At 47.6% G+C, this 19,536-nt stretch carries 15 protein-coding genes and 1 tRNA gene; 4 read left to right on the top strand and 12 right to left on the bottom strand.

Annotation, left to right across the window (positions count from 1 at the left end; translation table 11 throughout):
- The first annotated feature begins 36 nt into the window (after positions 1-36).
- Together L6475_RS13120 and L6475_RS13125 are read left to right on the top strand one after the other, a co-directional pair.
- Positions 37-1,977 carry a hypothetical protein gene (locus L6475_RS13120; RefSeq protein WP_237820765.1) on the top strand — a complete coding sequence of 647 codons (1,941 nt, stop codon included), beginning with the start codon at positions 37-39 and terminating at the stop codon, positions 1,975-1,977.
- A gap of 24 nt (positions 1,978-2,001) precedes the next feature.
- Positions 2,002-2,163, top strand: a complete 162-nt coding sequence (locus L6475_RS13125) for a hypothetical protein (protein WP_237820766.1) — start codon at positions 2,002-2,004, stop codon at positions 2,161-2,163.
- A gap of 82 nt (positions 2,164-2,245) precedes the next feature.
- On the opposite strand, the gene L6475_RS13130 is transcribed toward L6475_RS13125, so the two are convergent.
- The 6 genes from L6475_RS13130 to recO form a co-directional block, all read right to left on the bottom strand.
- Positions 2,246-2,740 carry an S-ribosylhomocysteine lyase gene (locus L6475_RS13130; protein WP_237820767.1) on the bottom strand — a complete coding sequence of 165 codons (495 nt, stop codon included), beginning with the start codon at positions 2,738-2,740 and terminating at the stop codon, positions 2,246-2,248.
- 24 nt (positions 2,741-2,764) lie between these two features.
- Positions 2,765-3,445, bottom strand: a complete 681-nt coding sequence (gene mtnN / locus L6475_RS13135; RefSeq protein ID WP_237820768.1) for a 5'-methylthioadenosine/S-adenosylhomocysteine nucleosidase — start codon at positions 3,443-3,445, stop codon at positions 2,765-2,767.
- Between the two features lie 97 nt (positions 3,446-3,542).
- Positions 3,543-3,797: a 30S ribosomal protein S20 gene (gene rpsT, locus L6475_RS13140; RefSeq protein WP_237820770.1), complete on the bottom strand. Its 255-nt coding sequence runs from the start codon at positions 3,795-3,797 to the stop codon at positions 3,543-3,545.
- Positions 3,798-3,975: 178 nt separating this feature from the next.
- A tRNA-Glu gene (locus tag L6475_RS13145) sits at positions 3,976-4,047 on the bottom strand.
- Positions 4,048-4,179: 132 nt separating this feature from the next.
- On the bottom strand, positions 4,180-6,717 hold the full coding sequence (locus L6475_RS13150; RefSeq protein WP_237820772.1) for a YfhO family protein: 2,538 nt from the start codon (positions 6,715-6,717) through the stop codon (positions 4,180-4,182).
- A gap of 140 nt (positions 6,718-6,857) precedes the next feature.
- Positions 6,858-7,595 carry a DNA repair protein RecO gene (gene recO, locus L6475_RS13155; protein WP_237820774.1) on the bottom strand — a complete coding sequence of 246 codons (738 nt, stop codon included), beginning with the start codon at positions 7,593-7,595 and terminating at the stop codon, positions 6,858-6,860.
- Between the two features lie 138 nt (positions 7,596-7,733).
- Here recO and L6475_RS13160 point away from each other — a divergent pair, with 138 nt between their 5' ends.
- The gene (locus L6475_RS13160) at positions 7,734-9,059 is read left to right on the top strand and encodes a glycoside hydrolase family 76 protein (protein ID WP_237820776.1); all 1,326 of its coding nucleotides are present in this window, start codon (positions 7,734-7,736) and stop codon (positions 9,057-9,059) included.
- A 274-nt stretch (positions 9,060-9,333) separates the two neighbouring features.
- Here the strand turns inward: L6475_RS13160 and L6475_RS13165 are convergent, their stop codons facing one another.
- From L6475_RS13165 to L6475_RS13185, 5 genes are all read right to left on the bottom strand, one after another.
- Positions 9,334-11,352, bottom strand: a complete 2,019-nt coding sequence (locus tag L6475_RS13165; protein WP_237820778.1) for a hypothetical protein — start codon at positions 11,350-11,352, stop codon at positions 9,334-9,336.
- 166 nt (positions 11,353-11,518) lie between these two features.
- Entirely contained in the window at positions 11,519-13,258 is a 1,740-nt protein-coding gene (locus L6475_RS13170; RefSeq protein WP_237820780.1) for an acyl-CoA dehydrogenase family protein, read from the bottom strand.
- Between the two features lie 90 nt (positions 13,259-13,348).
- Entirely contained in the window at positions 13,349-13,726 is a 378-nt protein-coding gene (locus L6475_RS13175; protein ID WP_237820782.1) for an endonuclease domain-containing protein, read from the bottom strand.
- A gap of 56 nt (positions 13,727-13,782) precedes the next feature.
- Positions 13,783-14,805: an electron transfer flavoprotein subunit alpha/FixB family protein gene (locus tag L6475_RS13180; protein ID WP_237820784.1), complete on the bottom strand. Its 1,023-nt coding sequence runs from the start codon at positions 14,803-14,805 to the stop codon at positions 13,783-13,785.
- 216 nt (positions 14,806-15,021) lie between these two features.
- Positions 15,022-15,894 (bottom strand): electron transfer flavoprotein subunit beta/FixA family protein, encoded by an 873-nt coding sequence (locus tag L6475_RS13185; RefSeq protein WP_091901233.1) that lies wholly within the window; start codon positions 15,892-15,894, stop codon positions 15,022-15,024.
- A 316-nt stretch (positions 15,895-16,210) separates the two neighbouring features.
- Here L6475_RS13185 and L6475_RS13190 point away from each other — a divergent pair, with 316 nt between their 5' ends.
- Positions 16,211-17,893 carry a GDSL-type esterase/lipase family protein gene (locus tag L6475_RS13190; RefSeq protein ID WP_237820786.1) on the top strand — a complete coding sequence of 561 codons (1,683 nt, stop codon included), beginning with the start codon at positions 16,211-16,213 and terminating at the stop codon, positions 17,891-17,893.
- Positions 17,894-17,967: 74 nt separating this feature from the next.
- Here L6475_RS13190 and L6475_RS13195 read toward each other — a convergent pair whose 3' ends face one another.
- The gene (locus L6475_RS13195) at positions 17,968-19,455 is read right to left on the bottom strand and encodes an amidophosphoribosyltransferase (RefSeq protein ID WP_237820788.1); all 1,488 of its coding nucleotides are present in this window, start codon (positions 19,453-19,455) and stop codon (positions 17,968-17,970) included.
- Positions 19,456-19,536: the final 81 nt, after the last annotated feature.

The raw sequence follows: 19,536 nt of genomic DNA on the forward strand, positions 1-19,536 counted from the left end.
CGCCTGTTAATAAGAAAAAAGGCAGCCTACGACAAGTTGAATGCACTCATCACCCTGGCCACCAATGAGATGACAAACTCAGCCGGTGCGAAGACCGACATCGAGACTGCCATCAACACTGCGACAACAAACAAAGAGAACTGTACAACAGCCGATGCACTCAACACTGACTACAACACGTTGGAAACTGCACGCCAGACTTATGTAACAGGTGCAGAGCCAACAAATGGACATCCCTTTGATTGGACATTCAAACTTTCTAATCCTAGTTTCGAAAGTGATGACACTGGTTGGATTGTCAACAAGAATATTTCCGGAAGTACAGAATGCAAAGTTAATACAGCAGAATCCGAATCTGCAGATGGAGAAAAATACTATAATGCATGGGCATCACAAATTAACTATATAGAAGTATATCAAAATGTTACTTTACCTATTGGAAATTACACTTTAAAGGGGTATCTTTATACCGGGTCAGGGAACAAAAAGGCGCAACATATTTATGCATATAATGGTACTGACAATCCATCCTCTAATTTGAACAGTGAAAAAAATTGGGAACAACTTACAGCAGACTTTGTTCAAACCAGTTCAAGTAGTGTAAAAATAGGTGTTTATTCACAGGGAAATAATGTGAATAATGACACAAAAGGATGGTTCCGTGCTGATAATTTCCAACTATTCTATAATGGTTTGAAACCTGTATTGAATGATTTGATTTCTTCTGCTACGACATTAACAACTACCAACGTGGGTACGGGCGTATTCCAGATTCCTTCTTCTGCAGCCTCAACACTTTCAAGTGCTATTGCTGATGCACAAGGCGTATATGATAACGCAGACGCAGATGGTGCAACCATTCAGACGGCAATTGACAATTTGAACGCTGCAATAGCGACATTTGGTGAAGCAGAATTGAATGCTCCTGATGAAGGTAAACGCTATGGAATCATCAACGTAACACCTTCCAGCAGTTTTGATTATTCAGGAAAGGCTTTAACTTTCTATGTAAATCCCTCGCAAACTGAAGGTGGCTACGGATATAAGTATATGCTTGACCCAAATATCAATTATGCACAGGGCTTTATCTTTACACCTGTTGATGGAGAAAAGAATGTTTATACTTTAAGTTTCATCGACGCTGATGGCAATACGAAGTATATATGCACACAATATGGCTATAACGAAAATGCCAGTGGTGATAAGTCAAGAATACGCACAACAGAAAATGAGACTTATGCATTAAAGATAAGAATCGATATCACTACTACAGAAAATGTCTGGAAGCTTTACAACACTGAGGCCCAGAAGAATATTGGAACAAACGGAAAGGACAACAATGACTTTTTCACAAATGCCGACCGCAGTGACATTCGCATTATTGAAGTCAATCAAACAAGTGTTCCTATTACGATTCTTTCTGATAATAAGTTTGCCACTCGCATATTCCCCTTCACCTCTGAACTGCCAAGCGGTGTGAAGGCTTACTCATGCGCAGCAACTGAAGGAGACGTACTCACACTCGAAGAAGTTACAGAGCCTGCCGCTAACACTCCATATATTCTCTATGCAGAAGATGGATATACAGGCGATGCTCTTACTGGCTATGGAACAGCCACTGCTGATAGCTATACCACTGGACTGCTCACCGGTGTTTATACAAGTACTCCTGCACCAGTAGGATCGTATGTACTGCAGAAAAACAATGATATATTGGCCTTCTACAAGGTTGGTGAAGGGCAACCCACTGTTGGAGCTTACCGTGCTTACCTCACCGTTCCTAATAATAATGCACGTGCACTATTCTTCAGTTTCGATGACGACAATCAGACCACTGCCGTCAAGACCATCGAGGCGCTGACAAGTGGCAAGTCCGAAATCTACAACACGTCAGGTGTACGTCAGAACGCTCTACAAAAGGGTATGAACATTCTGAAAATGGAAGACGGTTCTATTCGTAAAGTCATGATTAAGTAACTCTCAAAAAAAGGAAAAAACATTATGAAAAAGATATATCAAACTCCGCTGACAACACTCTTCAGACTGGAAACACAGAAAATGGTTGCCACATCAGTACCTCAACTATGCACAGTTAATACTGACGCCGACGAAGAAGGTGAAGTTCTTTCACGTCGTTCTGACATCTGGGAAGAAGAAGAATAGCATTTTCCCTTTTCTCAATACTTATCAGGGCGGCACACTCGCAAGGAATGTGCCGCCCTGTTTTTTTATAATTTAGTATTCTCTAAGCGTCAGCGAACACCTTACCGTCGTCAAGGGTGATTTGGAGTTTTGTATATTCGCAGTGGAAATCATGCTGCAGACGGTCCAAATAGCGAGCACTCTCCCATTTGCACATGGGCAGATCGTGCAACAGGTAGTTGCCGCAGGCCTCCGGACGCGTGGCGGGCACTTCGGTCTGAGTGAGAATCCACTGTAGGCATTCGATGGTGAGTCGGCGCATATCCTCGACAGTATATTCTCCAGTCATGATGACATACATACCCGTGAGACAGCCCATCGGACCTACATATACCACATTGTCCTTCGCCTCAGAGTTGCGGAACCATGTGGCCATCAGATGCTCCAGACTATGCATGGCGGCGGGAGCCACAGCAGGTTCTTTGTTGGGTTCGGTGATGCGCAGGTCGAAAGTGGTGAACCCTTTATCCACACGAGAAACGTAAATGCCTGGCTTCAAGCGTGTATGATCGATAGTGAAACTCTGTATTACTTCCATTATTGAAATCGTATAATAAAAAGACTATAGTTTTTCGACGAAGGTTTTTGTAATCTGGAATGAACGCTCAGCTACGTTGTCCCAGAAATTATGATACTGCGAGGCATCGGTATCTTTCAAGGGCAGGTCGCTGATGATGCGAAACGAGATGAACGGCACCTTATTGATATAACAAGTCTGAGCTATGGCACACGACTCCATATCTACAGCCTTTGCCTCCGGAAAATGACCGATAATATCACGCATCTTCTCCTTAGAATCCACAAACCAGTCGCCGGTCACGATGAGACCTGTATGAAGTGTAGAGTTCAGTTCCGCTCCGCAAGACTTATCTGGTGAGGATAGTATCTCTCTACACTCTAAGCTTTTCTGAAGAAGATAGGAATCGGCCTGATAACGGGCGGGCAGGCCCTGTACCTGGCCATAGATAGTATTTTCGTCAATAGCAGTACCGCAATACACATCATGATAGCACAACTCGCTGCTGACAATCACATCCTGGATATTGACATCATCACCATTTCCACCGGCACATCCACTACTGATGATGCAGTCGGGGTGGAACTCGTTAATCATTCGCTGAGCGCCTAAAGCAGCATTCACCTTGCCAATGCCACACTTCTGCACCAGCACATCACTATTCTTGAACACCTCCTGCAACTGACGCAGTTCCTTGTCCATTGCTACTATAATGCCTATTCTCATGTCTATTTTCCAGTTTTTAATGTTTGTTACAAAGAAAAAGCCGCACAATCCATGTTAAGGAATGTACGGCTATATTTTTATGGTTCTTTCCAGAAGCTTAGCCCAGCTTGTTGATGTGCAGGCAGAGGCTTGACTTCAGGTTAGCGGCCTTGTTCTTGTGGATGATATTCACCTTAGCCAGTTTGTCCAGCATCTTCTGAACCTTTGGATAGAGAGCAACAGCCTCGTCCTTATTGGTCATTGCGCGAAGCTTGCGAACTGCGTTACGCATAGTCTTTGCATAATACTTGTTGTGAAGTGCCTTCTTCTTGTCCTGGCGAATTCTCTTCACCGATGATTTGTGATTTGCCATTTTTTTTGAATTAATTTTTTTGATGTTAATATTAAAGCTTATGGGTCTTGCGCACGATGGCTGCCCTGGGCGGATTTTATAAACAGGCAATCCTATTTAAAAAAATCCTCCGCCACCCTTTCCCAGCTTTCACCAGTAGCGCATCACTACGCAGATGACGGATTTAACCTTATTTTTGTAGTCCCTAGGAGAGTCGAACTCCTCTTTAGAGAATGAAAATCTCTCGTCCTAACCGATAGACGAAGGGACCAAACCTTCTGCTATTTGACAATTTTAGTTCTCATCAAAAGCGGGTGCAAAGGTACGTTTTTTTATTTATTCAACCAAATTTTTCGACCAAAATATATCAAATTGGTAGTCAATTTAATGAATTTTAGAAAAATTAAGCCTCATCTGCCGTACTTTTCTCACCTTTCTTTATGCGTTTCACTTCCATGCCCACTACGAAAAGTATGAGCAACAAAAGGAAGGCCAACGAGGTATAGGCGATGGTCTCGGTGCGGTCAATTGTTTTGGGGAAGAACGACAACACTACTTCATGTTCGCCGGGCTCAACAGCCAGTGCGCGCAGCACATAGTCCACACGGCCCAGTTCTTTTTCTACGCCATCCACGGTAGCAGTCCATCCGGGATAGAAAATCTCAGAGAACACAACTACGCCTCCCTGTCCGGAGCGAACCTTATAAGTTATCTGATTGGGTTCGTACTTCTCGATAGTCACAATGCTCAGTGTGTCCTGTGGGCGACTTTCTCCCAGTACCTCACTGAACTTTTTGTCGGCCACAGCCACATGACGCAAAGGCAATTGCGAGAGGGCGTCAAGTTCCTTGTTGGCATTCTCAACATATTCAACCTTATCCACCAGCCATGCATTGCCGTAGGTATAAGGATTCTGTACGGGAACCGTCTGCCCCGACTGGAGGGGAAGTATCACATAGCGCATGTTCAGCATGTTCAGTACGGGGAACAGACTGTCTCCATTCACCTGCGTCATATCACCGGCAGCCTGCGACACTGCACGGAACAGCCCCGACATTTCCTGCGAGATATGGGCGTCGATCAATTCCTGATAACGGCGCAGCTTAGCAGCATGATAGCCACCGATACTCTTATGATAATAGCTGGTCTCGTTTTCATTAAACGTATTGCTGGCCAGGTTCAGCACACGATAGTCGAGGGTTTTGTCTTGCAGAATAAACTGGTCGGTCTGCGTCATGGGCTGTATTTTCTCACGCTCATACTTAGGCACGAACATGGCATCGTTCAGATAGCGCTTGTTCACCGTCCAAAGATCAATAAGACATACCACAATCAGTATCATCACCATCGGAAGCGTCTTCAGTTTGCGAGCTCTGTACAGCAGCATTACGCCTGCACCTATCAGGATGATGAAGAACGAGCGCCACGCATCGCTGGTGAGCATGGCCTTACGCATTTCAGTAAGATTCTGCATCAGTGGTCCCACGTGTTCCTGTGGCAACTGGCTCAATGCCTGCACCTCCTGCTGAGACACGAAGCTATCGAAGAACAGCGAGGGGAAAAGCGCCATCAGCAAACAAGAGCCTGCGGTGAGAGCGAGAGCAGTCAGAAAGCTTTTTCCCCCAAAAGGACTCACCGTCTTTTCCGAACTATTGCAGGAGTTCATCCATTCCTTCAGCGCCATCATTGCCAACAGAGGAATAGTAAACTCAGCTATTACCAGGATAGAGGCCACTGTACGGAACTTCGCGTACATGGGCATATAGTCGAGGAAGAAGTCGGTAAGTCCCATGAAGTTCTTACCCCACGACAACATCACCGAGAGAATGGTAACACACAGCAGCATCCACTTCATCGGGCCTTTCACAATCATCAGCCCAAGGATAAAGAGGAACATCACGAAGGCACCCACATAGACCGGACCGCTGGTACCCGGCTGTTCGCCCCAATACTGTCCCAGCTGCTGATAAATAGGAACATACTGCGGATTGGCTTTCTCCATCGCCGTCTTGTTCATAGACAGGGGCACCGAGGCGCCACCCTTGGCATTGGGTACCAAGAGGGTCCAGGTTTCTCCAATGCCATATGACCACTGGGTGATATAGTCACGATCCAAGCCACTTGAAGTCTGATTGGCAGCATTTGCCTTTACCAGTTCACTTTTACCGCGCATAGTCTCCTGACTGTACTCCCATGTATGATAGAGGTTCGAGATGTTCACCAAGATGCCAATCAGTCCGCCCAACAGGCATACTCCTGTGGCTTTCAGGAAATGCACATACTTTTTCTGTTGGATAGCCTCTATCAGATAGGCCACTAACATAAAGAAGATGATGAACAGATAGTAGTAAGTCATCTGTACATGGTTGGCGTGCACCTCAAAAGCAGCAAAGATGGCTGTAAGGAACAGTCCCCAAAGGTATCGTCCCTTAAAGGCCAGTACGATACCGGCAATCATCGGTGGCAAATAGGCCAGTGCCCATACTTTCCAAATATGACCGGCTGCTATAATAATCAGGAAATAGGTACTGAACGCCCAAAACACGGAGCCCAGTGCAGCAAGATGCTGACGGAAGTCAAAGGCACGAAGCAGAATATAGAATCCTAACAGATAGACAAACAGATACCATACGTTCTCCGGAAGGAAAAGATGATAGAAATTCTCCAGTTTGCTGAGTGTATTTGCCGACTCATAACTAGGTGCTATCTGATAGTTGGGCATACCCGAGAACAACGCATTGGTCCACCGTGATGTCTGTCCGGTACGGTGTTCATACTCCACTCGCTCTTGAGCGGCACCTATCATAGCCGAAGAGTCATGACGGAACAGAATTCGTCCCTCTATATCGGCAGGAAAGAAATAGGCAAAGGAGATAACAACGAAAAGCAGGATGGCCAGCACGTCGGGCAGGCATTTCTTGAAAACCTTAACCAGATTCATATCAGTCGTTTCTATATATAATACTCTATAATAATAATGTAAAGGAGCGGCAAAGATACGAAGATTTTTCGTAAATGTGTACAATTCACGCTCAAAATATCTGTTTTCAGCTCTTTTTCAGAGCATTGTAGCTATTTTTCTCAGGTATTCCACAAATCGCGGAGCACATCCAAGGAGCGAAGGTCTGGAAAGTCTGGCAGGTGCAGACGATAGAACTGTAGGGCCACCTCTATACAGCGGTAGCGTTGCTGACGGTTCATTTTGAACAGGTGCATCGTGGAATAGTCCATACGCATCATCAGGCGAAGCATACCGGCCTCTTCGGGCATAAGGAAATCACGATGAACAGGGGGAGCCCCACAAAACGATGCCGAACGCAAATCGAAATAGACCGTTGGTTGTCTATCCTCTCTATAATCCAGATTAGGATAGAAGCCAAGAAAACGCGAAAGGTGCATGAGAAACACCAGATGGAAATTGGCATAGTCGCTGTCACGCCCTTCAAGCCACTGAATACTCGTTGAAATATAATCAAACATCGGCTCGTCCTGTTGTTCACTGCGCAGGGCATGATAAAGGAATTCGGAGAGGAACAGACAGATAGAGAGTTTCGACGGCTCAGCAAAAAGCATAGAGAGCGGTACCAGCAGCGATGCATCATTCATTTTCTGCAACTGGGCCTGCGGCCGGTAGTCAAACTCTACAGTGAGCAGGGTGAGTGGCTGAAAATACTGTTTCTTCAGTTTGGCATGCGGCGATTTAGGTACAGACACGACAAACGACAGTCGCCCCAGACTTCGGCTGAAGAGGTCAACGATGAGTTTTTTCTCACCATATTTAATAGTACGCAGCACAATGGCCGGAGTGGTTACGAGCATGACCGTTTTCGATGATTCTAACGGCAAAATTACAACAATTTCTAAAGAAATGGCACTTTTTACCGTCGTTTATCATTTAATTATGAAAAATATCACTAACTTTGCGCCACTCAACGATAGTAAGTAATGCTTAAAACAATGAAAAAATTTTTACTCCCCCTAACATTCTCTGTAGCTGCCCTTTGGGGCATGGCCCTACAGTTGAAGGCAGCCGATGGATTGGCTGGTATGATCGACATGGACTATTCCGGAAAAGCCGACACCCTGACCACCTCATTCATCCGCCAGTTTCTCAATCAGTCAAAAGGTACGTTCTGGGCTGTTCCAAGCAATCAGAACAATCGTGAATCCGAAACTACCTACATCTACTGGCAGCAGGCTCATGCCATGGATGCGCTGATTTACTCCTATCAGCGCATTAAGGACGCGAAACCGCAGACGGCAGCCGTTTACAAGCGATACATGAATTCCTGGTACAATAACCATGCCAACAACTGGTATCACGACAACAACGACCCTACAGGTTTTCTGAACGAATATACTGACGATATGTGCTGGATCAGTCTGACGCTGATGCACATGAGCGAAGCATTGGAAGATGACAAATATGCCAATACCGCCCGCAAACTGTTTGACGACTATATTGAGCCACGCGGTTGGGAAGATGACGATCATTTCTGGGGACTGCCCTGGAAGTCGAACGATATGGGCCGCAATGCCTGCACCAATGCACCCGGTAGTCTGCTGGCCTCGAAACTCTACCTGAAATATGGCGAAGAGAAATACAAAGAGAGAGCCATCGACATGTACAAATACCTGGCCAACGAGATGAAGAACAAACTGAACAACGACGGTCGTGTGGAGGATCCCCCACTCACCTACACGCAAGGCACTTTTGCCGAAGCTTGCCGCGTGTTGTATCACATCACGAATGAAAGTGCTTACATACAGATGGCCCACAAAGTGGCTAATTACATGTGCACCAGTACTCGCTGCACCAATCAGGGACTGTTGCGCCATGAGGGAACCTCTATGGACCAGAGTATCTTCAAGGCAGTGGCCATTCCCTATCTGGTAAACCTGGCACTTGATCCCAGTGCAGGACTTTCCTATCGCCGCACTTTCATACGCTTCCTGCAGAAGAATGCCAAGGCTCTGTGGGAGCACCTGGACCTGACCACCTACCCTGCTATTTACTGTCCCTACTATTGGGGCGAGACCATCAACAAGTCGGAAGTACCGTCGATGGGTGCAATGACCAGCGGTGTGTCGCTAATGGAGAATGTAGCGCGCATGGCTATCCATCTGACCAAGGAAGCTGAAGAGGCCGGTATTCACCAAACATCTTTCGACAGGAAAAAGAACGAGCAGATTTACTCCCTCGACGGACGGCTCATCAATCAACAGTCGCCACTTCGCAAAGGACTTTATATCAAAGACAATAAAAAAGTGATGGTCAAGTAACCATCACTTTTTTATTATTATATCACTCAATTTCCTGAAGTTCACTACGAACACGAACTTCAGAAAATCAAATTACTTTATTCAAATTTCGCATGTTACGAAGATATTGGAAGATAGAGGTAGATAGCCGCTTTTCAGCAGCAGAAGATAGAGGACATTACTCCATCTGTGGTGATTCTGCAGAAAAACTATTGTCATTTATCTCCTTCTATCTCCTTCTGTCTCCTTCTGTCTCCCTTTATCTTCAAGGCAAGCGGAGCTTGCGAAAGTTAAGTTACTTTATTTTCTTCGTCAGGAAGTTCAACGTACGCTCAGGACTGTACATCTCCCACAGTGAGGCAACGGTCCATCCTGGAGCAAAGATGTCATTATAGAATCCTTTTCCGTTACGGCCATAGTCCCAGTTGGTGTGCTGCACAACCTCAGGATTGAAGCCAGGCACGCCGATACCGCAGAGACGCTCCTTGGTAGGCAACAACTGGTTCAACGACGAGTAGATCACGTTGTAGGCCTGTGTGAAGCGTGGTTCCTTCACTTCCTCTCCCAACCACTTCACAATGTGAGGCAGTTCGAATACGAACACGTCGATATGGTTGTTCTCTACCGACACATTACTCCAACCACGGCTCTTGAAATTCAGATCGCCCAGCATCTGGCCCTGTGCAAAGGGAACATCCCACAAATAGTACCATGACAGCGCAAAATAAGTAGCCTTCTGACAAAGGTCAATATAGTGCTGACGCTCCTGTTTCTTCGTAACCATAGCCATATAGTAGGTAGCAGTAACGGCGCTGATAGCAGCCTCTTTGTCCTCGCAGTTGGCATCAAGAGTTGACGAGAAATAGTCACTCTTTGAGATGATATTCTCTTCCAGATAGCTGATGGTGCGCTTGGCAGCAGCCAGATAGCGCTTGTCGCCAAAATACTTATAGCCCATAACGAGCGTAGAGGTGGCACTGGGGGTTGAACCGCCAGAAGCATCTACATCGGTGTGGTCATCACGATACTTTCGGGGGAAACTGCCATCGGCTTTCTGCAACAGCAGCATCTGATTGAGAAGGGTGCGCATCTTTGCCTCCCACTCTTTATGCCGACGGCCCTGTTTCTTCTCATACACCAGATAGTGCAGCACTGCATAGACGGCTTCTGACTGCTGGCGAATACTGTGGATGCAGTCCTGATCGGCAGGGATGCCATTACGAATGTGCATATCCTCCTTGAAATAGCCGCGGGCGGTAAAACCGTTCTCCAACCAGCTGCTGAAGATATCCTGACCCATCTTTACAAAGGTGGCATTGCCTTGCTGCTCACCATACTCCAAAGCATTGAAACCGTTCAGCAGCACACGACCGCAGAAGCCCAACTGCACGTGATCTACAGGAATACAGTCGTCGCAGCGCAAGCCGTGACCCGAGTGATATTTCAACGCATACTTATCTACATAGCCCTTAGCGAAATAATTAGACAACTGAGCCTTCATCTCATCGGCCGTATAGAGAGGCTTGATGGGCTGAGGATTCATCTGGTCCATGCAGAGGTTCCAGGTATTGGCAACAAACTGTCCGTAGTCCTGAGCCTTGCCTTCTGTAATCAGCCATGAAACAGTTTTCTTCTGTCCTTTCTCCAAGCAGGCAAAAGCCTGAATGGGGGCTGTAAGGGTGAGCTTGCGGATATAGCGCTTGGGAGTTTCCATGTAAGGATAACCGAAGGTGAGGGCGGCACGACCACTCTCGTTGTCGAAGCCGAGATAGCCCAGTGAGGTCTCGCCACTGACAATCACCTCACCCTCCTGATGGGTGGTGAGCGCTTCCTTCGGTGCATCGAGCAGACGCATCACACTGAGTGAACTGCCTGAACGACTGTCAAACACGCCTGTGAGGGGTGATGATAGTCGGTCTTCACGGAAGTTCCAGCTCTTGGAAGTGTGGAATGAGGGTGCCTGTCGGGGCGAACGAAGATTCTTGTGATACCAGAATCCAGGAAGATAGAAATCACAGTCGGCGGTAGCGAAAGCAGTATTCATCATACCACCGAAATTAAAATACACGCGTTCCTTAGCGGTGATGGTCACGGTGAGCAATGACTGTCCGTCGCCTTTCTGCTCGGTTTTCTTGACAATAGTCACAGGCAGTTCGCTGTTGGCACGAAGCTGTCCCTGTTGCTCACTTAGTTGATAACGAACAGCGGGATTGCCCGGTTTTTTCAAGCTGATGCAATACTGCTGTGCAGCCGTTGTGCCTAATCCTGCTATGAGGAAGGCCAGGGTCAGAGCATAGTTAAAAAATCTCTTCATTTTTCAAAGAAGTAATATAGTTAATAATTAGGTTACTCAGAAAAGAAAAGTATCTGACGTAAATACTCGCAGTATTCAATAAAGTTGCTGCCAGTTTCTACGTCAGATACTAATTATAATGATACTTGCTTAGCAAGCCTTTTTCACTTCAGCAGTCATCCTGCTCTTAGCATGCCTCTTCCTTAGAAGCTGCACGGAAGCTCTCAAGATCCTCAACACGGAAGTTCTTGATGTAGGCTGCCTTACCAAGTACATCCTCTTCAGCCATGCGGACATAGACGTTGGCGCTCTTCTTGAAGAGCTCAGGAGCCTTGCTGGCATCACGGATGATGAGCAGCGACATCACGAGCTCGGCAGTCATATCGTAGAGACGACGAGCCAAGAAGTCGTGTGCCTCCTGATTATCCAAAGCCTTCACGGCAGCGAGAGCCTCCTCATATACAGGGATCAGTCTCTCTACTCTCTCGAGAAGTTGAGAGTTGAGAGTTGAGAGCTGAGAGTTCTTGAGTTCTGCAGCCATCTCCTTGATGTTGTTCAGCATGGTACCGTTGGTGATGTAACGGATAGCAGCTACAACCTGCAACTGAGTGGTACCCTCGTAGATAGAGAAGATACGGGCGTCGCGGAACAGGCGCTGGCTCTTGTACTCCATGATGAAACCTGAACCGCCGTGGATGCTGATAGCATCGTAAGCGTTCTGGTTGGCATACTCAGAGTTCATACCCTTGGCCAGTGGGGTGAAGGCATCAGCCAAGCGCTGGTACTTCTTCAGCTCCTGCTTCTCCTCTGGTGTGAGTTTGCGGTCGCGCTCAATATCCTCCAAGCACTTGTAGATATCAACATAAGCGGCTGTCTCGTACAGCAGTGAACGACCAGCATCGAGCTTAGCTTTCATGCGAGAGAGCATGTCATAGACAGCGGGGAAGTTGATGATCTTATCACCGAACTGCTGACGCTCCTTGGCGTAAGCCAGACCCTCGTTGTATGCCTCCTGCTCTACACCTACACTCTGTGCAGCAATACCCAGACGGGCACCATTCATCAGGGCCATCACATACTTGATCAGACCCAGACGGGTGCTACCGCAGAGCTCTGCCTTAGCATTCTTATAAGTCAACTCACAGGTAGGTGAACCATGGATACCCAGCTTGTGCTCGATGTGACGAACGTCAACACCGCCCTGACGCTTGTCGTAGATGAACATTGACAGACCACGTCCGTCCTTGGTGCCTTCCTCAGAACGAGCCAGCACGAGATGGATGTCAGAGTCACCATTGGTGATGAAACGCTTCACACCGTTCAGGCGCCAGCAGTTTTCCTTCTCGTCGAAGGTGGCCTTCAGCATCACGCGCTGCAGGTCAGAACCAGCATCAGGCTCAGTTAGGTCCATTGACATGCCCTCACCAGCGCAAACGCGGGGGATATACTTCTGACGCTGCTCCTCGCTACCGAACTCATAGAGGGTGTCGATACAGCTCTGCAAGCTCCAGATATTCTGGAAACCGGCATCGGCAGAAGAAATCATCTCAGAGAGCATAGAGAACACGGTGTTAGGCAGGTTCAGACCGCCGTAACGACGAGGCATACTTACGCCCCACAGACCAGCCTTGCGGGTGGCGTCGATGTTCTCATAAGTCTTAGAGGCGTAGATCATACGGCCGTTCTCAAGATGTGGACCTTCCAGGTCAACGCTCTCAGAGTTAGGCTCGATGATGTTAGCAGCCACATCGCCGGTGATGTCGAGAATCTGCTTGTAGTTCTCGATGGCATCGCCCAGGTCAACGGGAGCGTAGTCATATTCTTTCGCATCAGCGAAACCTTTTTCCTTCAACTCGACGATACGAGCCATCAGGGGGTGGTTCAAGTAGAACCCGATCTCAGGATGATCGCTATAATAGTTTGCCATAATTAAAGCCTCACCCCCGACCCCTCTCCCAAAGAGAGGGGAGTAAAATGTTTTTTCCCTTGAAAGGGTGAAGGGTCGGGAGCTTCATTTTTATTCGTTAAACAATAATTCTTTAATTCTCATAATGACCGTTTTCAGGTCGTTGCCTATTTCTTCGTTTTTGAAACGGATAACAGTAAATCCTTTACTCTCCAAGAATTCTGTGCGGTTCAGGTCGTCCTGCAGCTGTCTCGGCTCGTTGTGGTAACCACCATCAACTTCAATCACTAACATCTTCTTGATGCATATGAAATCTGCAATGTAATCACCTATAGGGTGTTGCCTTCTGAAGTGATAGCCACAGTTAAGTTTCCTTAGTGCTTCCCACAATACTCGCTCGCTTTCAGTCATTTCCCTGCGATTCTTCTTTGCGAAATCTTTCAGCAGTTCATACCTATCAGGAGCCGCAGTTTCATAGTGGTAGCCCATCGCACAGATACTATTTACTCCCCTCTCTCTGGGAGAGGGGCTGGGGGTGAGGCTTCTTATTTACTGTTCTGCTTATAGTACTTAATCAGCTTTGGTACAACCTCCTCGACAGTGCCGTTGATGACATAGTCGGCGATGCGGTTGATAGGTGCATCGGGATCGCTGTTCACAGAGATAATGATACCAGAATCCTGCATACCGGCGATGTGCTGAATCTGTCCGGAGATACCGCAGGCGATATACACCTTGGGGTGAACGGTAACACCCGTCTGACCAATCTGACGGTCGTGATCCAGCCAGCCTGCATCTACAGCGGCACGGCTACCACCAACTTCACCATGAAGTACCTTGGCCAACTCGAAAAGCATGTCGAAGTTCTCCTTAGAGCCAACGCCATAACCACCGGCAACAACGATAGGAGCACCCTTCAGGTTGTGCTTGGCGGCCTCCACATGGTGGTCGAGCACCTTCACTACGAAAGCCTCGGGGCTAACATACTTAGAAACCTCGGGATATACAACCTCACCCTTGGCCTTACCCTCATAGATAGCCTTCTGCATCACGCCTGAGCGTACAGTAGCCATCTGTGGACGGTGGTCGGGGTTCACGATGGTAGCCACGATGTTACCACCAAAGGCAGGACGAATCTGATAGAGCAGATTCTCGTAGGTCTTACCGGCTTTCTTATCCTCGAAAGGACCAATCTCCAGCTCGGTGCAGTCGGCAGTCAGACCAGAGGTCAGTGATGACGATACACGTGGACCGAGGTCACGGCCAATCACAGTAGCACCCATCAGACAGATCTGAGGCTGCTCCTCCTTGAAGAGGTTCACCAGAATATCGGTATGGGGAGCTGAGGTGTAGGGGAACAGGTCCTTAGCATCGAAAACAAACAGCTTGTCAACGCCGTAAGGCAGAATCTGGTCCTCCACCTTACCCTTGATGCCTGTACCGGCAACAATGGCGTGGAGCTCAACCTTCAGTTCATTGGCGAGCTTACGACCCTTGGTCAGCAGCTCCTGAGATACTTCCTGTACCTGAGTACCTTCTATTTCGCAATATACAAATACGTTGTTCATAACTTTTGAATGAAGAATGAAGAATGAAGAATGAAGAATTTCTTGCCGTGCAAGCGTCCAAAGGCCGAGCGGCTACCGCTCTTCTGACGTTCTGTCCTTTTGTTGAACCTGCATTACCTGTTTGCCCGTTTTGTTGGGCGGCAGCCGCTCGGCATCCCGTAGGGTGACGCTTGCTACCAGCGGGACGCAAGAAATTCTTAATTCTTAATTCTTAATTTATCCAATGATTTTCTCGTCCAACAGTTCTTTGATCATTCCCTCGATGTCAGCATCAGAAGCCGTCAAAGTCTTCGACTCCTTAGCCTGGAACACGATGTTCTTAATGGCCTTCACCTTGGTGGGTGAGCCATTCAGACCACACTGGTTTACATCGCCATCAACATCAGCTACGCTCCACTGGTTCAGATTCAGCTCGGGGCGCTCCTCATACAGATAGTCGTATGGTGTGCCCTCGGCAGGACGTTCCATCGGACAAGTAGCGCGCTTGTACTTCATCACCAGTTTGGCGTTCTGGGGGCGGCAAGGAGCTGCACTACCATTTACGGTAATCACTACAGGCAGTGGAGCCTCAACAGTCTCTACGCCACCATCGATGACACGCTTGATAGTAGCCTTGCCATCCTTAACGCTGAGCACTTCCTCAGCATAAGTAACCTGGTTGAGGCCCAGCTTCTGAGCCACCTGAGGACCTACCTGAGCGGTATCGCCATCGATAGCCTGACGACCACCAATCACGATATCAACATCGCCAATCTTCTTAATGGCAGTAGCCAAAGCATAAGAGGTAGCCAGGGTGTCGGCACCAGCAAACAGACGGTCGGTCAGCAGCCAACCGGTATCGGCACCACGATAAAGTCCCTGACGGATGATTTCACCTGCACGTGGAGGGCCCATCGTGAGGATTCCTACGGTAGAACCAGGATTCTGCTCCTTCAGTCGGAGAGCCTGTTCTAATGCATTCAAGTCTTCTGGATTAAAGATAGCAGGTAAGGCAGCTCGGTTTACGGTACCTTCGGCAGTCATGGCATCCTTACCCACATTTCGGGTGTCTGGCACTTGTTTGGCCAGCACAACAATTTTTAAAGCCATATTATATTATATAATAATGTGTATAATAAGATTTTTCTTTAATTGCGGCTGCAAAGTTAAACCTTTTCTACCATTTAGCAAAGCAAAAACAATAAAAATTGCACAATATGACTCTAATCGTGCACAAACTTAATACTTTGTGCAGTCTTTTTGTAAGTCTGCAAATTAAAATTATAGCTATAATTCGGATAATTTTAGCTATAATTCGTGAAATTATAGCTATAATTTATTGTAAAATTTATTTGGCTGTAATGAAAACCTTTAGTATCTTTGCAGCAATTAAATAAAAACTTCATTCTACTTACTACATTTTTTAATGAAACACTTTTTTGCCACCGTTACTCTGTCGCTGTTGGCGCTATCGGCCAGCGGCCAGAATTTCGATAACCTCCCCGACCCTATTGAAGATGTAAACAAGGTAGTCGATAACACGCCCGACTCTATTGCCAAGGCCCTGATGTCGCGCCCTGCTCCAGGTTCTACCCGTAAGGGAAATCAGCCTGTGCTGTTTCTCATAGGTAACAGTACCATGCGCAACGGCACCAAAGGTGACGGCTCTAACGGACAATGGGGATGGGGCTACTATGCCAGCAAATATTTTGACGGAAAGAAGATTGCGGTGGAAAACCAGGCACTGGGCGGTATGTCAACTCGCACGTTCTATACCGACCTGTGGCCGGCCGTACGTGAGGCACTGAAACCCGGCGATTGGGTAATCGTGTCGATAGGCCACAACGACAATGGTGAATTCTTTGACCAAAAGCGCGCACGTGCCGTCATTCCCGGCGTAGATCCCGACACCTGCTACGTAGGTTTCAACCAGCGCACGCAGAAGCAGGACACTGTATATAGCTATGGTACCTATCTGCGGAAATACATCCACGAGATACGTCAGAAAGGGGCCAACCCTATCCTGATGTCGCTCACCCCACGCGACGCCTATGACGCCAATGGGCTTATCATTCGCAAGCCCCAAACAGGATGGGCTTCCTATATTGCTGAGGCAGAGGGAGTACCCTTCGTTGACCTGAACGAACGCTCTGGACAGAAACTCGATTCCTACAGCACTTGGAAAAAGAAATATCATTTCTACGGCGATAAGATTCACACCTCGAAATGGGGTGCTGAGATGAATGCCCATTCGGCGGCTGAAGGCATCTGGGAGAGTAAGAACGCGCAACTGAAACCGCTGCAGGACATGATGGTGAATGTAGAGGAGGAATGCTATGAGGTTGATCGCACCGGCGGAAAGCCCGTGGTATTCTTTACCGGCGACTCTACTGTGAAGAACATGGACAACGACGACAACGGTATGTGGGGATGGGGCGCACAGGCACAGACCGTATTCGACGAGTCGAAGATCACCCTGTGCAACGCTGCACGTGCCGGACGCAGTACACGTTCGTTCATTCGTGAAGGACTGTGGGAAAAGGTGTACAACTCGCTGCAGCCCGGCGATTTCGTAACCATTGAGTTCGGCCACAACGATATTTGTCCCATGACCGACAAGAAAGCCCGTGGAGTGATAGCCACCGGACGCGACAGCAGTCATGTGTACAAGTTGGACAACGGCACTTACGAGCTGGTTTACTCGTTCGGCTGGTACCTGAAGAAAATGATTGACGACACTCGCGAGAAAGGTGCTACGCCTATTCTCGTTTCGCTCACCCCACGCAACGAATGGCCTGACGGAAAGATAGAACGCCGCGACGCTTCTTACGGTAAATGGTACCGTGAAGTGGTAGAGGAAACAGGAGTAGAATTCGTTGACCTGCATAATATCTCGGCCGACTTCCTGGACAAGAAGTTCAGCGTAAAGAAGTTGCCTAAGGACAAGGAGAAAGCCAAGGCCAAGATAGCCAAACTGAAAGAGAAGGCTGGCAAGTATTTCAAGAAAGACCACACCCACGCTTCAAAACTGGGAGCACAGATGAATGCCCGGTCAGTGGCCAAAGGTCTGCGTGCCAACCGCTCTCCATTAGTAAAATACCTGAAATGACACGTTAATCAACACAAAAAACTAAGGGATGTCTCGCAAAGCGAAACATCCCTTCTTTATTATATCAGGACTTTTTATCCGAAGAACTCACCGTCGCCCTGCGACTGATCGTAACTACTGCCATCAAAGCAGTGGGTACAGATCTGCGACTTGGGCATGCCGATAGAGGCAACAAGGTCTTCAAGTTTAGCAAACTTCAACGATGAGAGTCCCAAACGGCGGGCCACTTCATTTACCATACGATTGTATTCGGGAGTTCCCGTCTGTGAATACTTGTCGAGATTGGTCTTATCATCTCCCTCGAAATCACGGATAATCTGACGGGTAATCAACTCCATATCGCTCTTTGAACTGGTGAAGCCGATGAACGGGCAACCATATACCAGTGGAGGACAAGAGATACGTACATGCACCTCTTTGGCACCATTCTCAAAGAATTCCTTTACATTATCGCGCAACTGAGTACCGCGAACAATACTATCGTCACAGAACACTACGCTCTGGTCGCGAAGGATAGCCTCATTGGGAATCAGTTTCATCTTAGCCACCAGGTTACGACGGCTCTGATTGCCGGGAGTAAACGAACGAGGCCATGTGGGTGTATATTTCAATACGGCACGCTTGTATGGAATCTTGGCGCCAACGGAATAGCCAAGAGCCATACCTACACCAGAATCGGGAATACCGCACACCAAATCGGCTTTCACATCATCCTGCTCGCCCATCATCTGACCGTTACGCTCGCGCACTTCCTCAGTATTGATGCCTTCATAGCAAGAAGCAGGGAATCCGTAGTAAACCCAAAGGAACGAACAGATCTGGCAACGCTTGAATGCCTGCTGCATCACCTCGATGCCATCGGCACGCAGACGAACAATCTCGCCGGGACCTACATCGCGCAGCACTTTATAACCTAAATTAGGGAAACTTGTTGACTCGCTTGAAGCGGCATAGGCCGAAAGGCTCCATTCCACCAGCTCGCCATTAGCCAGACGGTCCTGGTGTGTCTCTTCTTTCTTGCCCAGCACAATCGGGGTGCGACCCAGGAAGTCACGGGCAGCAATGATACCATCTTCAGTAAGAATGAGCATTGAGCATGAGCCCTTGATCTTACGGTAAACGAGATTGATACCGTCAACGAACGTATTTCCCATATTGATGAGCAGTGCCACCAATTCAGTCTGGTTGATGTTGTTGGCAGAAAGCTCACTCAAGTGCATACGCTGAGCAAGGAGCTCATCGGCAATTTCTCGAAGATTGTTGATTTTGGCCACTGTCACCACTGCATAACGGCCCAGATGTGAGTTTACAATAATAGGCTGCGGGTCAGTGTCGCTGATAACGCCCAGACCTTGGCAGCCTACAAACTTGTCTAGTTCGTCTTCGAACTTAGAGCGGAAATAGTCGCGCTCAAGCGAATGGATACTACGATTAAAGCCACGCTCCTGATCGAAAGTGACCAGTCCGGCACGTTTTGTTCCAAGATGAGAGTTGTAATCGGTTCCGTAAAACAAATCGTTTACGCAATCCTTGGTTGATATGGTTCCAAAAAAGCCACCCATATTGTTATCGCTGTTTTTGTGAAAAATGAGGTTGCAAAGGTACAAAAAATTCTGAATTGTAAAAAGTGAAGAGAAAGTTTT

The sequence above is a fragment of the Prevotella sp. E9-3 genome, assembly GCF_022024015.1.
GTDB lineage: Bacteria > Bacteroidota > Bacteroidia > Bacteroidales > Bacteroidaceae > Prevotella.

Bases quoted from the DNA above. Each gene is read 5' to 3' on its own strand.
- L6475_RS13125 (WP_237820766.1), top strand. From the start codon at position 2,002: ATGAAAAAGATATATCAAACTCCGCTGACAACACTCTTCAGACTGGAA.
- L6475_RS13130 (WP_237820767.1), bottom strand. From the start codon at position 2,740: ATGGAAGTAATACAGAGTTTCACTATCGATCATACACGCTTGAAGCCA.
- mtnN (WP_237820768.1), bottom strand. From the start codon at position 3,445: ATGAGAATAGGCATTATAGTAGCAATGGACAAGGAACTGCGTCAGTTG.
- rpsT (WP_237820770.1), bottom strand. From the start codon at position 3,797: ATGGCAAATCACAAATCATCGGTGAAGAGAATTCGCCAGGACAAGAAG.
- L6475_RS13150 (WP_237820772.1), bottom strand. From the start codon at position 6,717: ATGAATCTGGTTAAGGTTTTCAAGAAATGCCTGCCCGACGTGCTGGCC.
- recO (WP_237820774.1), bottom strand. From the start codon at position 7,595: ATGCTCGTAACCACTCCGGCCATTGTGCTGCGTACTATTAAATATGGT.
- L6475_RS13160 (WP_237820776.1), top strand. From the start codon at position 7,734: ATGAAAAAATTTTTACTCCCCCTAACATTCTCTGTAGCTGCCCTTTGG.
- L6475_RS13165 (WP_237820778.1), bottom strand. From the start codon at position 11,352: ATGAAGAGATTTTTTAACTATGCTCTGACCCTGGCCTTCCTCATAGCA.
- L6475_RS13170 (WP_237820780.1), bottom strand. From the start codon at position 13,258: ATGGCAAACTATTATAGCGATCATCCTGAGATCGGGTTCTACTTGAAC.
- L6475_RS13175 (WP_237820782.1), bottom strand. From the start codon at position 13,726: ATGGGCTACCACTATGAAACTGCGGCTCCTGATAGGTATGAACTGCTG.
- L6475_RS13180 (WP_237820784.1), bottom strand. From the start codon at position 14,805: ATGAACAACGTATTTGTATATTGCGAAATAGAAGGTACTCAGGTACAG.
- L6475_RS13185 (WP_091901233.1), bottom strand. From the start codon at position 15,894: ATGGCTTTAAAAATTGTTGTGCTGGCCAAACAAGTGCCAGACACCCGA.
- L6475_RS13190 (WP_237820786.1), top strand. From the start codon at position 16,211: ATGAAACACTTTTTTGCCACCGTTACTCTGTCGCTGTTGGCGCTATCG.
- L6475_RS13195 (WP_237820788.1), bottom strand. From the start codon at position 19,455: ATGGGTGGCTTTTTTGGAACCATATCAACCAAGGATTGCGTAAACGAT.